The organism is Bradyrhizobium sp. Leo114, from assembly GCF_055229415.2.
On sequence record NZ_JBUYEN020000001.1, the window covers coordinates 65533 to 84888 of the forward strand.

The 19356-nt window shown below is 62.4% G+C and carries 18 protein-coding genes and 2 pseudogenes; 6 read left to right on the forward strand and 14 right to left on the reverse strand.

Going from position 1 to position 19356, the window contains the following annotated elements:
- Positions 1-7: 7 nt before the first annotated feature.
- On the reverse strand, positions 8-1264 hold the full coding sequence (locus ACZIRK_RS00305; RefSeq protein ID WP_463326711.1) for a substrate-binding domain-containing protein: 1257 nt from the start codon (positions 1262-1264) through the stop codon (positions 8-10).
- 309 nt (positions 1265-1573) lie between these two features.
- On the opposite strand from ACZIRK_RS00305, the gene ACZIRK_RS00310 reads away from it, so the two are divergent.
- Positions 1574-1942, forward strand: coding sequence for a transposase (locus tag ACZIRK_RS00310; RefSeq protein ID WP_028163167.1), 369 nt, complete (start codon positions 1574-1576; stop codon positions 1940-1942).
- 232 nt (positions 1943-2174) lie between these two features.
- Complete coding sequence (locus tag ACZIRK_RS00315; protein WP_463326712.1) at positions 2175-2483, forward strand: transporter substrate-binding protein; 309 nt, start codon at positions 2175-2177, stop codon at positions 2481-2483.
- Here the strand turns inward: ACZIRK_RS00315 and ACZIRK_RS00320 are convergent.
- From ACZIRK_RS00320 to ACZIRK_RS00355, 8 genes and pseudogenes are all read right to left on the reverse strand, one after another.
- Positions 2481-2824, reverse strand: a pseudogene (locus ACZIRK_RS00320) (tripartite tricarboxylate transporter permease); the annotation flags it as partial. The gene ACZIRK_RS00315 and the pseudogene ACZIRK_RS00320 sit on opposite strands and share 3 nt — an antisense overlap.
- 130 nt (positions 2825-2954) lie before the next feature.
- A complete protein-coding gene (locus ACZIRK_RS00325) occupies positions 2955-3302 on the reverse strand; it encodes a YciI family protein (protein ID WP_463326713.1) in 348 nt (115 codons plus the stop codon).
- 7 nt (positions 3303-3309) lie between these two features.
- Entirely contained in the window at positions 3310-6804 is a 3495-nt protein-coding gene (locus tag ACZIRK_RS00330; protein ID WP_463326714.1) for an indolepyruvate ferredoxin oxidoreductase family protein, read from the reverse strand.
- Between the two features lie 56 nt (positions 6805-6860).
- Positions 6861-8258 (reverse strand): FAD-binding oxidoreductase, encoded by a 1398-nt coding sequence (locus ACZIRK_RS00335; protein WP_463326715.1) that lies wholly within the window; start codon positions 8256-8258, stop codon positions 6861-6863.
- A complete protein-coding gene (locus ACZIRK_RS00340) occupies positions 8255-9022 on the reverse strand; it encodes an ABC transporter ATP-binding protein (protein ID WP_463326716.1) in 768 nt (255 codons plus the stop codon). Before ACZIRK_RS00340 ends, ACZIRK_RS00335 begins: the two co-directional genes overlap by 4 nt.
- The gene (locus tag ACZIRK_RS00345; RefSeq protein ID WP_463326717.1) at positions 9019-10791 is read right to left on the reverse strand and encodes a branched-chain amino acid ABC transporter ATP-binding protein/permease; all 1773 of its coding nucleotides are present in this window, start codon (positions 10789-10791) and stop codon (positions 9019-9021) included. The genes ACZIRK_RS00340 and ACZIRK_RS00345 overlap by 4 nt, the downstream gene beginning before the upstream one ends.
- Positions 10788-11828, reverse strand: a complete 1041-nt coding sequence (locus ACZIRK_RS00350) for a branched-chain amino acid ABC transporter permease (RefSeq protein ID WP_463326718.1) — start codon at positions 11826-11828, stop codon at positions 10788-10790. Before ACZIRK_RS00350 ends, ACZIRK_RS00345 begins: the two co-directional genes overlap by 4 nt.
- Positions 11829-11889: 61 nt before the next feature.
- On the reverse strand, positions 11890-13032 hold the full coding sequence (locus tag ACZIRK_RS00355; RefSeq protein ID WP_456643452.1) for an ABC transporter substrate-binding protein: 1143 nt from the start codon (positions 13030-13032) through the stop codon (positions 11890-11892).
- 189 nt (positions 13033-13221) lie between these two features.
- Here ACZIRK_RS00355 and ACZIRK_RS00360 point away from each other — a divergent pair, with 189 nt between their 5' ends.
- The 3 genes from ACZIRK_RS00360 to ACZIRK_RS00370 are packed head-to-tail and all read left to right on the forward strand — an operon-like array spanning position 13222 to position 15520.
- Positions 13222-14544, forward strand: coding sequence for a phenylacetate--CoA ligase family protein (locus ACZIRK_RS00360; protein ID WP_463326719.1), 1323 nt, complete (start codon positions 13222-13224; stop codon positions 14542-14544).
- Positions 14545-14576: 32 nt separating this feature from the next.
- Positions 14577-14921 carry an alpha-hydroxy-acid oxidizing protein gene (locus ACZIRK_RS00365; protein ID WP_283813224.1) on the forward strand — a complete coding sequence of 115 codons (345 nt, stop codon included), beginning with the start codon at positions 14577-14579 and terminating at the stop codon, positions 14919-14921.
- Positions 14918-15520 (forward strand): TetR/AcrR family transcriptional regulator, encoded by a 603-nt coding sequence (locus ACZIRK_RS00370; RefSeq protein WP_130222457.1) that lies wholly within the window; start codon positions 14918-14920, stop codon positions 15518-15520. Before ACZIRK_RS00365 ends, ACZIRK_RS00370 begins: the two co-directional genes overlap by 4 nt.
- Positions 15521-15541: 21 nt before the next feature.
- Here ACZIRK_RS00370 and ACZIRK_RS00375 read toward each other — a convergent pair whose 3' ends face one another.
- The 3 genes and pseudogenes from ACZIRK_RS00375 to ACZIRK_RS00385 all read right to left on the reverse strand — a co-directional run.
- Entirely contained in the window at positions 15542-15832 is a 291-nt protein-coding gene (locus ACZIRK_RS00375; protein WP_463326720.1) for an oxidoreductase C-terminal domain-containing protein, read from the reverse strand.
- Positions 15833-15888: 56 nt separating this feature from the next.
- On the reverse strand, positions 15889-16455 hold the full coding sequence (locus ACZIRK_RS00380; protein WP_463326913.1) for an NAD(P)/FAD-dependent oxidoreductase: 567 nt from the start codon (positions 16453-16455) through the stop codon (positions 15889-15891).
- Positions 16456-16474: 19 nt separating this feature from the next.
- A pseudogene (locus ACZIRK_RS00385) lies at positions 16475-16741 on the reverse strand (FAD-dependent oxidoreductase); the annotation flags it as partial.
- Between the two features lie 90 nt (positions 16742-16831).
- Between ACZIRK_RS00385 and ACZIRK_RS00390 the strand changes: the two are divergent.
- Entirely contained in the window at positions 16832-17728 is an 897-nt protein-coding gene (locus ACZIRK_RS00390; protein ID WP_463326721.1) for an alpha/beta hydrolase, read from the forward strand.
- A gap of 23 nt (positions 17729-17751) precedes the next feature.
- Here the strand turns inward: ACZIRK_RS00390 and ACZIRK_RS00395 are convergent, their stop codons facing one another.
- Both ACZIRK_RS00395 and ACZIRK_RS00400 read right to left on the reverse strand, forming a co-directional pair.
- On the reverse strand, positions 17752-18459 hold the full coding sequence (locus tag ACZIRK_RS00395) for an SDR family NAD(P)-dependent oxidoreductase (protein ID WP_474417409.1): 708 nt from the start codon (positions 18457-18459) through the stop codon (positions 17752-17754).
- 36 nt (positions 18460-18495) lie between these two features.
- Positions 18496-19329 carry an enoyl-CoA hydratase/isomerase family protein gene (locus tag ACZIRK_RS00400; RefSeq protein ID WP_035689795.1) on the reverse strand — a complete coding sequence of 278 codons (834 nt, stop codon included), beginning with the start codon at positions 19327-19329 and terminating at the stop codon, positions 18496-18498.
- Positions 19330-19356: the final 27 nt, after the last annotated feature.

Here is a 19356-nt window from a genome sequence, read left to right on the forward strand (position 1 = left end):
TCACGGATCAACTGTAAGGGCTAAACGGAACAGGTTTTGGCGTGTCCTTGGACTGCCAAAGAATGTCAAAGCCCTGCTTCTCGTTGACCGAACCGATGAAGACGCCACGCGAGACATAGTTGTTGTCGGCCGTCATTGAGAGCTTGTATCCGGACGGACAATCGAAGGAGAGACCCGCGAAAGCCTTCGTCACCTCCGGCACATCGAACGAATTGGCCTTGGCGGACGCCATGGCCCAGAGGTGAACCGCATCATAGGCCGAAACCATCGGATCGATGGCGACATCCGCCTTGAACGGCACGTTGTTGGCCTTCACGTAATCGGCCCACTGCTTGAGGAAAGCCGTATTCGCCGGCGCCTTCGCGTTCTGCAGATAAGCCCAGCAATTGAGATGGCCGACCAGCGGCTCCGTGTTGAGACCTTCGAGATCGGCTTCGACCATGTCGAGCCCGAGCACCGGCACGTCGGTGGCCTTGATCCCCTGATTGGCGAATTCGCGCAGGAAGTCCGGGATCGACGAACCAACCACCGTCAGCACCACGATCGGCTTGCCTCCGCCCGCGTCCGCGAAGGCGCGGATCTGGTTGACCAGCGTCTGGAAGTTGGAGAAGCCCAGCGGGACATACTCTTCCTTCCACGCGCTCTCGGCGATGCCCTTGGACTTCCAGTAACCCTTGAGCTGCTTGTTGATTGTACGCGGCCAGACGTAATCCGAGCCGAGCATGAAGAAGCGCTTGGCGCTGACACCGTCTTCGCTCATCAGATAATCGACCGCCGGCAGCACCGAGCTCGCGGGTGGCGAATTGACATAGACGACGTTCTTCGAGTTCTCGTCACCCTCGAAATGCAGCGGGTAGAACAGCAGCCCGTTGGCCTGCTCAACCACGGGAAGCACGGTTTTGCGCGAGACCGAGGTCCAGCAGCCGAACAGTGCTGCAACTTTGTCCTGGTCGAGCATCTGCTTGCCAATCTGCGCGTAGAGCGGCCAGTCGGAGGCGGGATCGGAGACCATGACCTCGATGGTGCGGCCGTTGACGCCCCCCTTCGCGTTGATTTCCGACGCCGCCATCTTCACGACGTGATTCAAGCGGCCCTCGATGTTGGCCATCGTCCCCGACGACGAAAACAGGCAGCCGAGCTTGACCGTGCCGCCGGCTGCATTTGCGGACCGCACGATTGCCGGCATAGCGACCGACGTCGTCAGCGCCGCCGCCGCGCCAAGTCCAGTTCCGCGAAGAAACGAACGCCGTGAAAACCTTGCCATGGATCGGACCTCTGCTCTCCGAGTGCTGTCCGATTTCAAATCATGGCATTTGGTCAGGCAACGCCAAATAGTATTCAGGTGTGCTCAAGCGCTCGGCAAGGACTTTGCTTCTCGAATCGTGATGTCACTTTTGCCATTTAGGATGTTACCTTTGCCTCGCGGGCGACCGCAATGACGCAATGTGCGCAACACCCGCGATGCATCAAACGGCGTTGCCGTCATGCCGGCAGCGCAAGCATCGCGTCTCTATCAAATGGCTGAAATCTATGCGATATGCCCGTAATCGGTCACGTATGAGGGTCCACGCCGATGCGCCGCTCACAGCACACTGAACACGAAATTTTATTCCTGCTCGAAGAGGCAGATGCCGGCATTTCGATTGCCGAAATTTGTAGCACGGCCCGTGTCTCGCTGCGGACCTTCTATCGTTGGCGCAAACGTTATGGCGGTCTCACCTCGCCTGCCCTTCGTCATCTGCGGGAGCTTGAGATCGAGAACCAGCGCCTGCGCACCATGCTCGACAAGCTGTCGGAGAACCGCCACGACGGCCGCGCGAGAGCAACGCTGGACAAAATCCCGCGTCAGGATTTCGGCTCGAGCCAGGCGTCGGTGGAAGCTGCAGAGCAGTCGCGCGGCGCCTGCCTGGGTCGTTTTGCCTCGATCCGCTACATGCGCTGACGCCTTCAAACGAGGCGGCATTTCGCTGATTTCGAACAACAATTTTGGCCCGCCCGGTATGGCTGGACGGTTGCCAAGCCGCTGGTGAGCAGCTTTGTTGCAATCGAAAGCTGAGCAGATCCGTTCGTTCCCCTGCCAGCGCTGGAGAGTATTTCATGATGACGGCGAAGCGACCCGCGAAACAATCCGATCGGGACGCGCGTCGACGTGCTTTTTTTCGCGTACCGGTTTGATGGCGGTCTCGGAATCCGAGCATTTCTCCGACACGGCGCTCGCCATCCAGGAGATCAACGAAGCTGGCGGCATCCTCGGTCGCGAAATCGAAGTCGTCGCCTACGATCCCGGCTCGAACCCCGAAACCTATCGCAAGATGGCCGACCGACTGCGGGAGGGCGCTCGGCTGTTCGAATGGCGCAACCGTAGCGCCAGGCCCGGTCAGATCCGGGACGGACGATGGCTCATAGGAATGGGCATGGCGGCAGCGACGCGGCGGCCTGCGCGGGATTTGCGCGATCTGGAGTGCAAGCGGCAGCAGTTATAGCGCTAACCCGGCCACGACAAGGCTCGTCACGAGCCAATTGGCAAAGAGCACCCCGAGCGATCCCTTGGACATCAGCATCGACTGCCGGAAAGCATCTTCGGCCTTGTCGCCGATGACGATCGCGAGCACCAGCGGCGCCAACGGATAGAACAGCTTCTTGAAGAGATAGCCGACGACGCCGAAGCCGAGCTTCATCACGACGTCGAGATAGGAGTTCGGCACCGAGTAGCCGCCACTACATAGATGATCACCATCAGGGCCGCGATGATGACAAACGGAATCCGCATCAAGGCGGCGAATATCGGAACGGTGAGCAGCACCAGCGCGACGGCGACCACGTTGCAGCCGAGTATCAGGTCAGGCAGCTCTGGTTGCATCTGAAATACGATACTCCGACAGGATCGCCTTCAGCGCGGCTTGAATTCCGATAATACGTCCCTTCTTCTTGAGGCACGCCCCACTGTGGGAGGATCAGCGAAGCTCAGACAAGGTTTGGCCCTGCGCCGATGCGAGAAGCCTCTCGAGAAAATGGGGATCTGTGTGCGGCACAAACCGATCGAACGCGTCGATCGTGACACTTTTGAACAGTCCCGCCCGCATGTACGGCTCGTTGGCAAGAAAGACTTCGACCGCTTCGCGCGTCTCGTGACGCACCATCAGAAACATGCCCTCGACGACAGCGCCATCGGCTGACAACAGGGCGCCGCCCTGCTCGAGCCAGCGGCGGTTTTCGATCATGTAAGCGATATGCACATCGCGGATCGCGAGACGCTCCTCTGCACCGCCGTTTCGGTAGAGGCCGCGGATGATTGTCAGCATGGCGGCCTCATGCGACATCCGTGATGCGACCTGGGGCCGGATTCCGAATTGCCTCGAACTGCTGCAGCAGCCGCTGCTCTTCCCGCTTCGCCATCTCCGCATTCGCCCGCTTGACGTGACCGAATCCTCTTATTTTTTCCGGCAGCATTGCGAGCTTCGCCGCGATGTCGAGTGTAGCCGGCGACAGGCCGGCCAGAAGGCGGTCGACTAGCGCCTTGTAGTCATCGATCAGACGTCGCTCAAATCGCCGTTCCTCGGTATAGCCGAACGGATCGAACACCGTTCCGCGCAGGACACGCAAACGTGCGAGCACCGCGAAAGCACGCAACATCCAGGGACCAAATGCGATTTTCTGCGGCACCGCGCTTCCGGCGCGTGGTCGTGCGAGAAATGGGGGCGCGAGATGGAAACGGAGCTCGAAGTCTCCCTCGAACTGCTGCCGTAGCGCAGCGATGAATTCAGGCCTCGAATAAAGTCGGGCGACCTCGTACTCGTCTTTGTAGGCCATGAGCTTGAACAACGCGCTCGCAATGATCTTCGTCAAAACGAACCTATTGGCGTCCTTCAGCTTGTGCTGCTCCATCGCGGCGCAGTGAGCCACGAAAGTCTGATACGATGTCGCGTAGTTTGCGTTCTGGTACCGGGTGAGTTCGTCGGCTCGCCGGTCGACCAGAGCCTCCCAGCGCTCCGGCTGCATCAAGGTGACGGACTGGGTGGCGCATGTAGGGATCCCCTGTGCGGCGACAACACGACCGCAAGCAAATGCACGCTTGTTCGCATCCACCGCCACTCCGTTGAGGGTAATCGCCTGGATTATCGCGGCCTCGCTCACCGGGATCAGTCCCTGCTGCCAGGCGTGTCCGACCAGGACCATATTGGCGCCTGTCGTCTCGCCGAACTGCTCTTGAGCCAATTGCTGAGCATCGAAACTCGACACACTGTCCGCGCCGGCTGCATGACGAACTTTGGCCAAGAGGTCGTCGCGCCGTGGATCTGCATCTGGATCGCGGGTGAATTCCGCAGTCGACCCCAGATGGGTATTGACCAGGATGCGGGTCCTATCCTTCCGAACCGTCCCGAGACTGTCGGGCAGGCAACCGACGATGAGGTCGCCCATTACCACCCCGTCGGCCTCGCCCCAGTCGATGCGGGGCTGGTTGATCGCGCTCCCGCTTGCTGCGATCCGAAGGTGGCACATCACGGAGCCGCCCTTCTGCGCAAGCGCCGTGAAATCGAGCTCGGCCACCTCCAAACCGTCGAGATGGGCAGCCATTGCGATGATGGCACCAACCGTGATGATGCCGCTGCCGCCGACGCCGGCCACGAGAAGATTGTGCGGCCGCCCGTCAGGCAACTCCAACGATGGCCGCGGAAGGGAGTTGGCGTGAGCAATCCAATCCCGGCCTGACGCCGGCTGTTTGCGCAGCCCTCCGCCCAGAACAGAGACGAAGCTCGGGCAGAAGCCCTCAACGCAGGAAAAGTCCTTGTTGCACGACGTCTGATCGATCGCGCGCTTGCGGCCGAGATCGGTCTCAAGCGGCACAATCGAAAGGCAGTTGGACGCCTTTCCGCAGTCGCCACATCCTTCACATACGGCGCTGTTGATGAACATCCGTCGGGCCGGATCGGGGTATGCGCCCTTCTTCCTCCGCCGACGTTTCTCCGCGGCACAGGTCTGATCATAGATCAGCACCGTGACGCCCTTGATCGCGCGCAATTCGCGCTGGACCGGATCGAGATCGAGTCGATCATGGATGGTAACCCCGTCCAGCACCGTCCCCGCATAACGAGCGGTGTCGTCGGTAACGATCACCACCCTCTTCGCCCCTTCACTCGCCACCTGCCGCGCGATCTGAGGAACCGTAAGTTGGCCGTCGACCGGCTGGCCCCCCGTCATCGCCACGGCATCGTTGAACAGGATCTTGTACGTAATGTTGTGCCCCGCGGCGATCGATTGCCGGATGGCGAGATGACCGGAATGGAAGTAGGTGCCCTCGCCCATGTTCTGAAAAACGTGGGGCGTGGTGGTGAAGGCCGCCTGCCCCACCCAATCGACTCCTTCGGCGCCCATCTGGGTCAGTCCGGACGTCTGCCGATCCATCCAGCTCGCCATATAGTGACAACCCACTCCGGCAAGGGCGATGCTCCCCGCGGGAATCCTGGTGGACGAGTTGTGCGGGCAGCCTGAGCAGAAGTATGGCAGCCGCCGCATGCCGTCCGCCGCATTGCTCAACGAAACCGACCGTTCAAACAGGCCAAGCCTGTCGCTAAAGGCGAGGTCTGGCCGCACGTTGGAGAGCCAGGCCGACAGCGGCGGTGCAAGCGAAGAAGGACGATGCTGGCCAAGCGCCGTGATAAGGGGCGATCCGTCAAGGCTACCGCGCCCCCAAACGCTCGGCCTGCGATCCGCGGGCCAGTTGAAGATCGCATCCTTGATCTGCCCTTCAACGAGGTTTGCTTTCTCCTCCACGACCAGGATGTGTTTCAGTCCATGCGCGAACTGCCCCAAGCGGTCGCGATCGAGCGGAAATGTCAGACCTGGCCGCCAGATTCTGACGCCCTTCTCCGCCAGAGCCTGCTGCGGCAAGCCGGCGCGCTCAAACACTTCCAGAACGTCCTTCGCGTTCTTGCCAATGGCAACAATGCCGATGTCAGCGCCTGGTGCGTCAACCAGCATTCTGTCCAACGGATTTGCCCGCGCGAACGCAGCGATCGCTTCCAGGCGATGAGCAATTCGCAGTTCAATGGCAGGGGTCAGAAAATCGCGGGTGGCATATCCGAGACCGCCTTCCGGAAAGCCGCCTCGCGACGGTACCGCAAAGCGCGGCAGCACGGGAACGGCGAAGCCGCGGCTGCTCTCCACCGTTTCGGAGATCGCCTTGAAAGCAACCCAGGCACCGGAAAAGCGCGAAGCCGCCCAGCTCCACAGCCCAAATTCCACATATTCGTCGACGCTTGCCGGATGAACGATCGGAATTCCCCACCCCATCAAGGACATGTCACTGGCGTTCGGGATCGAGGAGGAGGTGGCGGCATGATCGTCGCCAACCACGAGGACAACACCCCCCTTGACTGAAGCACCAGCGGCATGGCCGTGCCGGATAGCGTCACCAGCGCGATCAACGCCGGGGCCCTTGCCGTACCAGAGGGCGAATACCCCTTCAACGGTCCGGTTTGGATCGTCTGCGACCCGTTGTGTGCCGGAGACGGCCGTCGCGGCCAAATCTTCGTTGATACCCGGCAAAAATCTGATGTCGTGATCCGCTAATGCGGATTTCGCCCGCCACAGCTCCGTGTCCACGCCGGCGAGCGGCGAGCCGCGATAGCCGCTGACGAAGCCTGCGGAATGGATGCCATCGCGCCGGTCCGCAAGCCGCTGCATCACCAGCATGCGGACGAGCGCCTGCGTGCCCGACGCAAAAACACGCCCTTCGGTTTTGGTGATCGCATCATGGAGGCGATAGTCGAGATCGACGCGGGTTGCAGTTTCGCGAAGGGTCATGATGGATTGCTCTTTTTTCGACTGTTCAGTACTCATGAGGCACCGCGCGATCGACGTCATTGATAGGGTTGATAGTCAGCGACGCGCAGGACCTTTCCGGGATTCATGATGTTGCGCGGATCAAGCGCACGCTTGAGCGAAGCGAGCGCCATCATCGCCGTCCCTCGCTCGGCAACAAGGTAATCCATCTTGCCGGTACCGATGCCATGTTCGCCGGTACACGTACCACCAACGGCATGGGCTCGCGCGATCATGCGGGTGTTCAGCTCCACGATCCGGCGCTTCTCGTCCTCGTCCTCGGGATTGACCAGAACGCAGAGATGAAAGTTGCCGTCGCCGACATGACCGCACAGCGGCGCAATCAGATCGAGCTCGGCAACGTCCTGGCGGGTCTGGGCGATCACGCCAGGTAGCTCGGATATCGGCACGCAGATATCGGTTGGTACTCCCCGCGATCCGGGACGGAGTGCCAGCGCTGCCCACCAGACGTCATGGCGGGCTTGCCAGAGCTTTGTCCGGTCTTCGGTCGCAGTCGCCCATCGGAATGTGCCACCGCCGAACTCCGTCGCAATCGCGGTCATCAGGCCGACCTGTTCATCGACCGCCAGCTGCGTCCCATGAAATTCCAGAAACAGCGTCGGCCGAACGGCAAGATCGAGCTTCGAATAACGGTTGCACGCCTCGATCTGCAGCGCGTCGAGCAATTCCGCGCGTGCCAGCGGGATGGCGCTCTGCGTTGCAGCGACGACGGCCGACACTGCCGCCTCCACGGTTGGAAAGGTGCAGACCGCCGCCCCGATCCGTTCCGGGATCGGTGCAAGCCGCAACGTAACCTCGGTAATGATACCGAGCGTACCTTCGGCACCGACAAACAGACGGGTCAGGTCATAACCGGCGGACGATTTCCGCGCGCGAGAGCCGGTGTCGATCAGTTGGCCGTCGGCCAGCACGACGCGTAGCGACATCACCAGTTCGCGCATGGTTCCGTAGCGCACCGCGTTGGTGCCGGATGCACGGGTCGATGCCATCCCGCCGATCGAGGCATCCGCTCCCGGATCGATCGGAAAGAACAGCCCCGTGTCCCGCAGGGCGGCGTTGAGCGCCTTGCGGGCCACCCCTGCCTCCACGGTGCAATCGAGATCGGCAGGCGACACCCGGACGACGCGGTTCATTCGCGACAGGTCGATCGTGAGCCCGCCATGCTCGGCGCTGATCTGCCCTTCCGTCGACGTACCGGTGCCGAATGCCACCACCGGACACCGATAGCGATGGCAGATAGTGACCGCATCCACGACGTCCTGCGTCGAGGCCGGAAACAGGACCGCATCGGGCGCGACCGTTACGTGCGAGGTGACGCTGCTCGCGTGATGGCTGCGGATCGCGGCGGACGTCGACAACTTGTCCCCGAACCGCTGGCTCAGCCTCGCGATCGCATCTGGTATGGCGCGCTTCATCCCACCTTGCCCATCTGTCGCTCATCCGGATTTGATGGAGTCGCTGCCGACATTCCAAGGTAGGCGTCGATGACGCGGCTGTCCGCAGCAACATCCGCAGCTTTCCCGGCCAATTGAATCGCTCCGCCTTCGAGCACGTAGGCACGATCGGCAAGACGCAGCGCGGCGCGCGCGTTCTGCTCGATCAGGAGAATCGACACGCCTTCGTTTTTCAGCCGTGCGATGATCCGAAACATTTCCGCGACGATCAGCGGCGCGAGCCCGAGGCTTGGCTCATCGAGCATCAGAAAGCGCGGCTTCAACATCAGAGCCCGCCCCAGAGCCAACATCTGGCGCTCCCCCCCGCTCAGTGTGCTGGCCTGCTGGTTTTGCCGTTCGTCGAGGCGAGGAAAGAGACGAAATATGCCGGCGAGTCGCGCGCGCATATCGAAGCGTGGTTCCATCCGCGCCGAGAACGCGCCGAGTTTGAGATTGTCGAGCACCGTCATCGGTCCGAACAGGTCGCGCGTTTCCGGTACCAGCGAGATCCGGGCGCGGACCCGCGCCTCGATCGACCGAGAAGCCTCCGGCCATTGCGGGAACACCAACCGACCGCCAGACGGCACGAGTCCCATCACCGCATTGACCAGAGAGGTCTTGCCAGCGCCGTTCGGTCCGATAACCGCAGTGACCTCCCCCGCCCGCGCTTCCAGCGAAACGTCATTGATCGCGGTCAGACGGCCATAGCGGACCACAAAACGCTCGAGCTGCAGTAGGACCGTCATGCAGCGACTCCCAGATACGCTTCCTGGACACCGGTATCGGCGCGAACCTCCTCGGGATCACCGAATGCGATTCGGCGCCCGAAATTCATCACCATCAGCCGATCGGCCAGGCGGAAGACGAATTCCATATCGTGTTCAACGAGAACGATGGCGAGGCCCTCGGCTCGCAACCGCACCAGCAGCTCCGCAAGCAATGTCTTTTCGTTCGCGCGCAAGCCGGCGGCGGGCTCGTCGAGCAGAAGCAGCACCGGATCGGCCGCCAGCGCGCGTGCGATCTCCAAGATCCGCTGATGACCGAGGGACAGCGTCCCGGCAAGCTCCCACGCTCTGTCGCCGAGCCCGACACGGTCGAGAAGGTGCTGGGCCCAACCCAATAGCTGCCGCTCCTCGCGAGCATCGAGTCCCAACGACGCAGCCACAATTCCGCATCGGCCGAGATGAGTGGCGCCAATCGCGACATTCTCGATCAGGCTCATCTCCGGAACCAGCGCGGCGTGCTGAAATGTCCGCGACAGCCCACGCACGCACATGTCGCGCGCGCTCACGCGTGCCAGCGGCACCCCGAGGAAGCTCAGCTCACCTCCGCTCCGCTGCAAGCCACCGCTGATCAGGTTGAACAGGGTGCTCTTCCCTGCCCCGTTGGGACCCAGAACGCCGAGAATTTCGCCACTTCGAACATCGAAGCTGACGTCGTCCACTGCGACGAGGCCGCCGAACATCCGCCGCAAGCCGATCGCAGTCAGGACCGGCAGCCCCTGATCGGGCCTGCCCCTCCTGCTCGTCAACGTGACGGGTGCAATCGGAGCTCGAGGCGGCATATGGGATGCGACCACCTGCTGCAGGAAGGGCCACAGGCCCTTGCGCGCCTTGTGCAGCACGATGATCATCAGCGCGGCGAAGACCAGCAGTTCAAATCGTGCCGTCGCCCCGAATAGAGGCCGGAGCAGGTCCTGCAGCTCATGCTTGATGACTGTCACCAGCCCGGCACCGACCAACGCCCCCCAGACCTGCCCACTGCCGCCGATCACTGTCATGAACAGATAGTCGATACTGGCGTTGAGACCGAAAGGCGTCGGATTGATGAAGCGTTGCACGTGCGCGTAGAGCCAGCCTGCCAGCGCGGCGACCACTGCCGCAGCGACGAATGCCAGCAAGCGATGCCGTTGCGCATTCGCTCCGAAGGTCTCCGCGATCGTGCTTCCCGTACGGAGCGAGCGCAACACGCGCCCGCAACGAGATGCCAGCAGCCGCCGGCACCAGGCAACGGATAGCACGAGCGCGACCAGGACAAGGCCGAAGGCCTGCCGCTCGGATCGCAACTCAAAACCACCGACCGTGACCGGTGGGATTCCCGTCATTCCGTTGAAACGGCCGAACGCATCGGCGTTTCCGATTCCAAAATAGAAGCTGATGCCAAAGCAAAGTGTCGCCAGCGCGAGATAATGGCCGCTCATTCGCACCGTAACCACGCCGATCAGGGCAGCGGTCGCCGCCGCGCCGATCGTCGCCCCGGCAAGACCCAGCCAAGGCGACAGCCCGAACTGCGTCGACATACAGGCCGAGGTATACGCGCCGAGGCCGACGAAGGCGGCCTGTCCGAAGGAAACCATGCCCGCGATCCCGGTCATCAGCACCAATCCGGTGCATACGATCGACGCGATCATCACGTAGGTGGCCACCGACACCTGATAGGCCGGCAACACGAGCGACGCGAGGGCCGCAACTGCAACGGCGATGAACGGCGCGAGAGCAAGAAGCCGACCGATCATTCGATTCCATCCTCCGCGTGGGGATTGACCACCGAGCGCCAGAACAGGATCGGGATGATCAGCATGAAGACGATGATATCGCGATAGGCGCTTGCCCAGAACGAGGCAAAGGACTCCACCGCTCCAACCAACACGGCACCGGCTGCCGCGAGCGGATAGATCGCGAGCCCGCCCACGATGGCGCCGACAAAGCCCTTCAAGCCAAGAATGAAGCCAGAATCATAGTAGAGCGTTGTCATCGGGCCCACCAGCAGACCCGATACCGCTCCCACGAAGCCGGCGACGATGAAGGCCGTGCGCCCGGCCGCGGCCGCGCTGATGCCCACGATCTCCGCGCCACGGCGGTTGTATGCAGCCGCCAGGAGTGCGCGGCCACGCAACGAGCGATGAAAGAACAAGTAGAGCACGAACACGAGGACGATGCTGCTGGCGACCACTCCGGCCACCTGCTGCGAGATCAACTGTCCGGCGAACGAAAGCGGCGGACCGGAGAAACCTTGCGTCCGCACTCCCTCGGCCCCGAACACCTGCAAGCCGATACTGTTCATTCCCAGATGAGTTGCGATCGCCGCAATCAGGAGCACCAAGGGCGAAGCAGACGCGATCGGCTGGAACACGATCCGATAGATCACCGGACTGATGCAGGTGACCAGTGCGCATGTGACCGCCATCTTCCACAGGAGTGGTGCATCCTTCGGGACCAGCAGAACAGCCAGCAGCGCAACAGCGACCGGCACGACGCCGAACTGAACGATCGATCGCACACAGCGCGCGCGATCGCGCCGTGCGCCTGCCTCCAGCATTTCAAGTGACAGCGCGATGGCGGCCCCGAACAATAAGATCCACACCGTGCCTGGTATGGTCCCGGCATCAAAGGCCGCCAGGGTCAGGGCTGTAAAGGCGACCAGATCCCCTTGCGGAACGAAGATCACGCGCGTCACCGTGAACACGAGGACGAGCACTGTCGCAAGCAGGATGTAGATCGCGCCATTGGCGATGCCATCCTGCAGCAGGATCGCCGCAATATCCGCAGTCATGGCAGGGCTCCGCCGTCCGGCTCACGCCTCGGCACCGCCATCGAATGAAGACGTCGGGATATCATGGGACCAGCCGCCAGCCGCCGTTGACGATCTGTGTCATGACGCGCGAGCGCTCGTCGAGACCGAGGTGATCGGTGAACGACATGTTGTAGACGCCGTTCGGACCGGCGACGTCACTGGTCGCTTCAATCGCATCCCGCAACGCAATTCGAAACGCGTCTGTCCCGGGCTGCGCCTTGACCGCGGCTGCCGCGATCGCCCTATCGAGGATAAGTTGCGCATCCCAGAGATAGGCCGCAAAGGTCGAGCGGGCTCCTGCTCCGGGGATAGCCTCATAACGGCGGACGAAATCGAGCGCCGCGGCCTTGGCCGGATGGCTATCCGGCAGCTGCTCGGCGACCAGCACCGGTCCCGCCGGCACGAACGTCCCCTCGAGGGCCTTGCCACCAATACGCAGGAAGTCGTTATTGGCGACACCGTGTGTCTGGTAGACGACACCCTTGTAACCCCGATCCGCGAGCGTCATCTGTGGCAACGCTGCCGGGGTGCCGGACGCCGCAATAAAGATCGCATCGGGACTTTGCGACGTGATCTTCAGAATCTGCCCGAGCACGCTGCTGTCGGTTCGCTGGTAACGCTCAGAGCCCACCACCTTGATGCCGGCCGCCTCGGCCAGCGCCGTCATCACCTTGATCCAGCCTTCACCATACGCATCGTTGAACCCGATCAGCGCTAGCGACTTGATGCTCCGACGCTTCATATGATCGAGCACAATGGACGCCATCTGGGCATCGCTCTGCGGGGTCTTGAACACCCAGCGCCGCCGGTCGACCGGCGGCTCGACGATCAAGGCCGATCCGGCCAGGCTGATCATCGGCGTCCCGGTCTCAGCGACGATATCCAGCAGCGCGAGCGAATTCGGGGTCAGGCTCGGACCGACGATGACGTCAACGCGGTCCTCCGTAATCAGTTTGCGGGCAACCGTGACCGACGTCGAGGTGTCCGACGCATCGTCCATCAGAATGTAGCGGACATCCTGGCCGCCGAGTTTCGGCGGCAGAACACTCACCGTCCGCTGTTGCGTCACTCCGACGGATGCCGCCGGCCCCGTGGCGGACACGATGATTCCAATCCTGACCTCGGCCAGCGCAGGTGCGGCCCACGATACAGCCGCGACAAGTGCAACGATCAGCTTGTTCAATTCGACCTCCTTGAACGTTGTTTCCTCCGCCGGCTCGACCGGCTGGTTCCCTTGACGGCCATCCTTTCGGTGGCTCGCATATCTCGTTGGCCCTTTACTTAGACCAAACGTTCGGTCTAAGAAAGAGAAAAATTACCGTGGTTTCTCAACACACGGTCGCCAGGGATGAATTCGCAGGAGGAACCCGGGATGCTTCACCCCGATATCGAACGCCTAGACTATCCGGCCATCTGCCGCCTTCAGCAGGAGCGACTGAGCAAGCTTGGCCAACGCCTCGGCGAGCGGCCGGACTGGGTCGCGCATTTCGCGGCCGCCGGCATGAAGCCCTCCGACCTCGCCGCCGCGGACGGGCTCGAGCATGCGCCGCTGCTCGACAAGTCCGCCCTGCACAGCCGCTATCCATTCCCGTTCCTGGCCACGCCGATGGACTCGGTGCGGAGATTCACGGCAACCTCAGGGACGACCGGGCTGCCGGTCCTATTCGGCATGACGGAGCACGACTATGGTCAGCTCCTGCCCTATCAGATGGCACGGATCCTGACGGCCGCTGGCGTGCAGCGCGGCCAGCGCGCCTATCAGGGCTACGGCTACGGTCTCTGGATCGGAGGACCGGCACTCGATGTAGGTTTCGCGGCGCTCGACTGCACCACGTTTCCGATCGGGCCCGGTCGCGGCGAACTCGTGGTGAAATGGCTGCGCGACCACAGCTACGACGTCGCCTCGATGTCACCACTTTGGCTGATGTCGCTAGTCACCACCGCCAAGCAGATGGGCATCGATCCCAAGGCGGAGTGGACGATGAAGCTCGCCATTCTTGGCGGACAATCAGTATCTGCCGAATTCCGCAACCAGCTGGAAGCGGAAATGCCGGAAGGCTTCGTGAGCCAGAACATCTACGGCACAACCGAAGCCGGCGGCCCGGTGCTGGCGATTTCCACCCCCTTCACCCATGACGAGGACGAGCTGCAGCTCATCAACGAAGATACGATCATCACCGAGATCCTTGATCCGGTGACGCTTCGCCCCGTTGCCCCTGGCGAGGTCGGCGAGATTGTCATCACGACGCTGTGTCGCGAAGCCTCGCCGGTCGTGCGCTGGCGCACGCGCGACCTGGTGCGGCTGTCGACCTCACCCTTCGACTGTCGCTCCGGGCGAAGGGGCATGCGCAAGATCGGGCGCATCATTGGCCGCAGCGACGACATGATTAAAGTCAAGGGGGTCATCGTCTTCCCTTCGCAGATCGAAGACATCATCGCCGCGACGCCGGGAACAGTGAAAGAGGCCTGGCAGATCTATGTCGACAAGGAGCGCATCACGATCGGAACGATGTGCATCGCTGTCGAGGCGCAACATACGGCCGGCCGCCCCGCCGAACTGATCGTTGCGGATATCAAGCGCGAGGTGCGCGCCCGTCTCGGCATGGGCGTTGACGTCGAGTGTCTCCGGGAAGGGACCTTGCCGCGCTACGAAGCCAAGGCGACACGGGTGCTGCATCGTGCCGAGCGCGCCTGACAGGAGGGCGGCGGCCTTCAGACATGTAGCGGATTCCGGCGCGGGACGGACATCATCAACCGCGCGCGCTCAGCGCGAACGCGGTCCTGATGGGACGCAACACGCTGTACGGTGCCGCCGCCGCCGGCGAACCCGGCATCGCCCATGTCATCTCGATCCTCGGGACCGAGCTGGAGCGCGCCACACTGCTCGGCACCGCGCGCCTGAGCGATATCTCAGCCGAGCATGTCCGCTATCTCGGCACCACCCCATCTGCCACTGATCGCTGCCACGCCTGGACGGTGACGAGGCGGCGTCAAACCGGTCGCAAAATTGCCAAGTCAGCCACCGGGCGGTATAGTCCGATCGTTCGGACGATTATTTCAGGACACCTGTGACACGACCTCGCTCCCCTGACTACGACTCCATCCAGGCTTCGATCATCAAGCAGGCAGCTGGGCTGTTTGCAAACCGCGGCTATGCGGCGACATCGATCGGCGATATCGCCGCCGCGTGCGACTGCTCTAAATCCCGCCTCTACCACTACTTCGAATCGAAAGAAGCTATCCTCGTCTTCATGCTGACGGAACATGTCGACAAGCTGCTGGCCGGCTGCGACGACATCCTTTCGGGACGCGAGGATGAGATCGCCTGTTTCCAGAAACTGATCAGGTTTTTCCTCCAGATCTATTCCGTCTCCCGTGACAAGCACGTGGTGATGCTGACCTGCATGGAGTTCCTGCCCAACAACGTGAGAAAGGACGTCATTAAGAAACAGCGCCAGCTGATCTCGATCGTCACCGACATGCTGGCGAAAATCCGCCCGGAGCGAGCGAAGGACGAGGCGAGCGCCCATGTCGATGCGATGCTGTTCTTTGGCATGATCAACTGGACATATACCTGGTTCAAGCCGGACGGCCGCATGATGCCTACTGATCTTGCCGACCGCTGCGTCAGCCTCTTCCTCGATGGCTACAGGAATTCGAGAGTATTCTGATTTCACCCGGGCCTCGCGCCTTCACGGGAGCAGACTGCGGGGATCAAACGCTTGATCGGTAAGCTTCGACGGATCGACGTTGATCCCTTGCGACAGCAGCTTTTTCGCCACCATGAAGGTACGGGCGTCGTTGATCGAATCCACCGCGACTAGGCGCCCTTCCCGGTAATACCAGTTGGACAGGCCACGATCAGTGTCGCATGCAACGACCTCGGCATAGCCGCGATTCCAGCCGGCAATCTGCAGCTTGGCATCATACTGGTCGGACCAGAACCAGGGCACCGGTGCGTAAGGCGCGGCCTCGCCCAGCATGTCATCAGCGACCGCTTCAGCCTGTTCGATAGCGTTCTGAACGCTCTCGAGGCGGATCAGTTCGCCGCATAGCGGAAACCGCGCGCAATCCCCGCCGCCCACACATCCGCGGCCGAGGTACGGCCGTGCTCATCCACCAGGATGCCGTCCGCTGTGTCGATACCTGCACGCGCGGCGAGCTCCGCATTGGGCAGAACGCCGACGCCGACAAGCATCAGGTCGGTTTCAAGGCGCTCACCGGAGGTCAACTCCGCTTCGCGCACGGGGCCGCCGACCACCCGTCTCACCGCACATCCCTCGACGATACGAACGCCCTTGGCGTAATGAAGCCGGCGGAAGTATTCCGATGTTGCCGGGCAGACGGCGCGTTCCAGGATGCGGGCAGCACTTTCGACAACGGTGACACGAAGGCCTGCTTCTGCGGCGACGGCGGCCGTCTCCAGTCCGACGAAGCCACCTCCGATCACCAACAGCCTGCGGCCTTTCCTGAAGTGGCGCTGCATGCGCTCGGCATCGTGCAGCGAGCGGAGCTCGCAAACGTTTTCCAAATTGGTGAGCCAGGATGGTAACGGCCGCGGCGAAGCGCCAGTGGTCAATGCGAGCTTCGTCCAAGCCGACCGAATCGTCGCCGCGCCCGAGCGTCCGGCGCACCGGGTCGAGTGACGTCACCGCGCGCCCAGCACGGATGTCGATGTCATTGTCGCTCCAATAGGATGGCGAACGAAGCAGCAACCGCTCCCTTTCCCACTCTCCGCTGAGATACTTCTTCGACAACGGCGGACGCTGATGCGGGGCCCAGGGCTCATCACCATAAATCGTGATCCTGCCTCGAAACCCCTTGGTGCGCAGCCGGATTGCCAGGGCGGCAGCGGCTTGCCCGCCCCCCACCACCGCAACATGTTCCTCCATGGCCCGAGGTCCTATCGTTTATTTATAGATCGAACGTTCGAACTATGTATTGTGCTTTCTTGGATTGCAAGCAGACGATTGGTGGTTGCATTGAACGACAGGGATGATCTCGAAGCCATCAAGCACCGTATCGTGGCGGCGGTCGCTTCATGGCGTTTGGCCGCCTCGCTGACCTCCATTCGGGAGAACTTTGATGCCCTCTTTGCCGACGGTTCCGAAACCTTGGGTGAAGCGATCCATATCGGACCCATGGCGGCCGCGTGGATCACGCCACCAGGAAGCTGCACAGACCGCGTCGTGCTGTTCTGCCATGGCGGCGGTTTCCAGGTCGGCTCGCTCCGCTCCCACAGCAGCTTGATGGTGCGCCTTGCGCGCGCCAGCAACGCACGCGTGCTCGGCTTCAATTACCGGCTTGCCCCCGAACACAAATATCCCGCAGCGGCCGAGGACGCGATCTCAGCCTATCTCTGGCTGCTCGGCCAGGGCCTGCCGTCCTCGCGCATTGTCGTCGCCGGCGATTCCGCCGGCGCTGCGCTCGCCATGAACATCGCGCTCCGCGCACGTGATATGAGCCTGCCGCTTCCGTCCGGCCTGGCGCTGATCTCGCCCTGGCTCGATCTGACCATGCGTGGTGCCAGCTATGCGAGCCGGGCCGCCCTCGATGTCTTTTCAAAACCAGCGCAACTCGCTGCAATGGCCCGCGCCTATCTCGGCCATAACGGCAACGTATCAGCACCATCAGCCTCACCGGTCGATGCCGACCTCGCCGGGCTGCCGCCGATCCTGATCCACGCCGGCGACCACGACATCACGCTCGACGATGCCTTTCTACTGGCGGCGCGGGCGCGGCAGAGCGGCGTGGACGTGAAGGTGCGCGTATGGGACCACATGTTCCATCATTTTCAGATGTTTGGTGAGTTACGGCAGAGCCACGAATCGCTGGCCGAACTCGGTCGCTTCGTTGCAGAGCGAACGAGCGGCCGCTGATCCGTTCCGGGCGGTCCTCCGGCTCAGCAGACACCACACCCCATGCCGCCGGACACGCCCAATACCTCACCGGTCACGAACGATGCGGACGGCGAAGCAAAGAAGGATACCGCCGCCGCGACCTCATCCGGTTCGCCGAGACGCCTCAGCAGCGTCAGGCTTGCCATGTCGCGTCGCAGCTTGTCACCGAACTGCGCGATCGCCTCCTCGACCATCGGAGTACGGATTGGTCCCGGCAGAACGGCATTCACTGTGATGCCGTACCGGGCGTTCTCCCTCGCAATCGACCGGGTGAATCCGATCACCCCGGCCTTGGCGGCTGCATAGACCGCCCCGCCCTTCGAACCGAGCCGCCCGGCTTCCGACGCGATGTTGATGACACGGCCATAACCCGCCCGTTGCATCGCCGGCAGGACACCGACGGTGAAGGCGAAAGTGGCTTCCAAGTTCACCGCGATCAGGCGGCGCCAATCTTGCGGGCCGGTTTCGGTGAAGAAGGCGTGCTGATCGACACCGACATTGTTGACCAACACCTCGAACGGACCTCTCTTGGCAACCAAGCGCGCAACGGCGGCATTGTCCGTCGCGTCGATCGCCTCGAAATCGGCGCCGATCCCGCCGGCGACCACCCCGGCGCTTTCCGCGTCAAGGTCACAGAGCGTGACTGCGAAGCCGTCGGCGGCGAAGCGACGACAGATGGCCGCCCCGATACCCCTCGCGCCGCCGGTCACGAGAGCCCGCTGCAAGCGCCCTCCCGGCATCTTCGATCAAGCTCCGGTAAAATTCGGCGTGCGCTTTTCAAGCACGGCTGCCAAACCTTCTCGCGCATCAGCGGTGGACGACAGCTCTGCCACCGTCCGCGCCTCCTCGGGAAGGCAGGACTCGACGCTGAGGCCGATCCCGCTCCAGAGCAGCCGCTTGGCGGCCGCGCTCGCCCTGGGAGCGTTGGCGGCCAGCCTCCCGACGAGCTTGCGCGTCTCTCCCGCGAGCCCATCGTCAGGAACGATACTGTTGATCAAACCAATAGCCTGGGCTTCCTCGGCTCCGAGCACGCGGTTGGTCAAAACAATCTCCGCGGCCCGCCGGAAACCCACCAAACGCGGCAGGATAACCGAGGCACCACCATCGGGCGCCATTCCGACCCGGGTGGCGCCCGCCATGAACCTGGCGGACTTCGCCGCCACGACGAGGTCGGACGCGCAGACAAGACCAAGCCCGCCCCCGCCTGCCGCATAGCCCTGCACTTCACTCACCACTGTGGCGTTCAGGCGGATCAGTCCACCCACAGCCATCTGCAGATAAGCCGTCACTGTGCGCAGGAAGTCACCCAGCGCCTCTCCCTTGGATGCGAACTCACGCACATCTCCGCCGGCACAGAAATTCGCTCCGGCACCTCGTACATGTACGACGCGCACGCGCGGGTCGCCATGGCAGCGCATCACCGCCTCGTGGATCGCCTGCATCATGGCGATATTCATCCCGTTCGAAGACTCTGGCCGGTTGAGGGTCAATGTCGCGACATGGTCAGCATAATCTAGAAGAACCGGTCCTTCTGCGACCCAGCACTCGTACCCCAAGGCCGTCTTGAGCTCTGATGTCATGTTCGCCTCCGTCGTTCGCCGCGACAC

Excerpts from the sequence above, each read along its gene's own strand:
- ACZIRK_RS00305 (WP_463326711.1), bottom strand. The coding sequence starts at position 1,264 with ATGGCAAGGTTTTCACGGCGTTCGTTTCTTCGCGGAACTGGACTTGGC.
- ACZIRK_RS00310 (WP_028163167.1), top strand. The coding sequence starts at position 1,574 with ATGCGCCGCTCACAGCACACTGAACACGAAATTTTATTCCTGCTCGAA.
- ACZIRK_RS00315 (WP_463326712.1), top strand. The coding sequence starts at position 2,175 with ATGGCGGTCTCGGAATCCGAGCATTTCTCCGACACGGCGCTCGCCATC.
- ACZIRK_RS00325 (WP_463326713.1), bottom strand. The coding sequence starts at position 3,302 with ATGCTGACAATCATCCGCGGCCTCTACCGAAACGGCGGTGCAGAGGAG.
- ACZIRK_RS00330 (WP_463326714.1), bottom strand. The coding sequence starts at position 6,804 with ATGACCCTTCGCGAAACTGCAACCCGCGTCGATCTCGACTATCGCCTC.
- ACZIRK_RS00335 (WP_463326715.1), bottom strand. The coding sequence starts at position 8,258 with ATGAAGCGCGCCATACCAGATGCGATCGCGAGGCTGAGCCAGCGGTTC.
- ACZIRK_RS00340 (WP_463326716.1), bottom strand. The coding sequence starts at position 9,022 with ATGACGGTCCTACTGCAGCTCGAGCGTTTTGTGGTCCGCTATGGCCGT.
- ACZIRK_RS00345 (WP_463326717.1), bottom strand. The coding sequence starts at position 10,791 with ATGATCGGTCGGCTTCTTGCTCTCGCGCCGTTCATCGCCGTTGCAGTT.
- ACZIRK_RS00350 (WP_463326718.1), bottom strand. The coding sequence starts at position 11,828 with ATGACTGCGGATATTGCGGCGATCCTGCTGCAGGATGGCATCGCCAAT.
- ACZIRK_RS00360 (WP_463326719.1), top strand. The coding sequence starts at position 13,222 with ATGCTTCACCCCGATATCGAACGCCTAGACTATCCGGCCATCTGCCGC.
- ACZIRK_RS00375 (WP_463326720.1), bottom strand. The coding sequence starts at position 15,832 with ATGCTGGGCGAGGCCGCGCCTTACGCACCGGTGCCCTGGTTCTGGTCC.
- ACZIRK_RS00400 (WP_035689795.1), bottom strand. The coding sequence starts at position 19,329 with ATGACATCAGAGCTCAAGACGGCCTTGGGGTACGAGTGCTGGGTCGCA.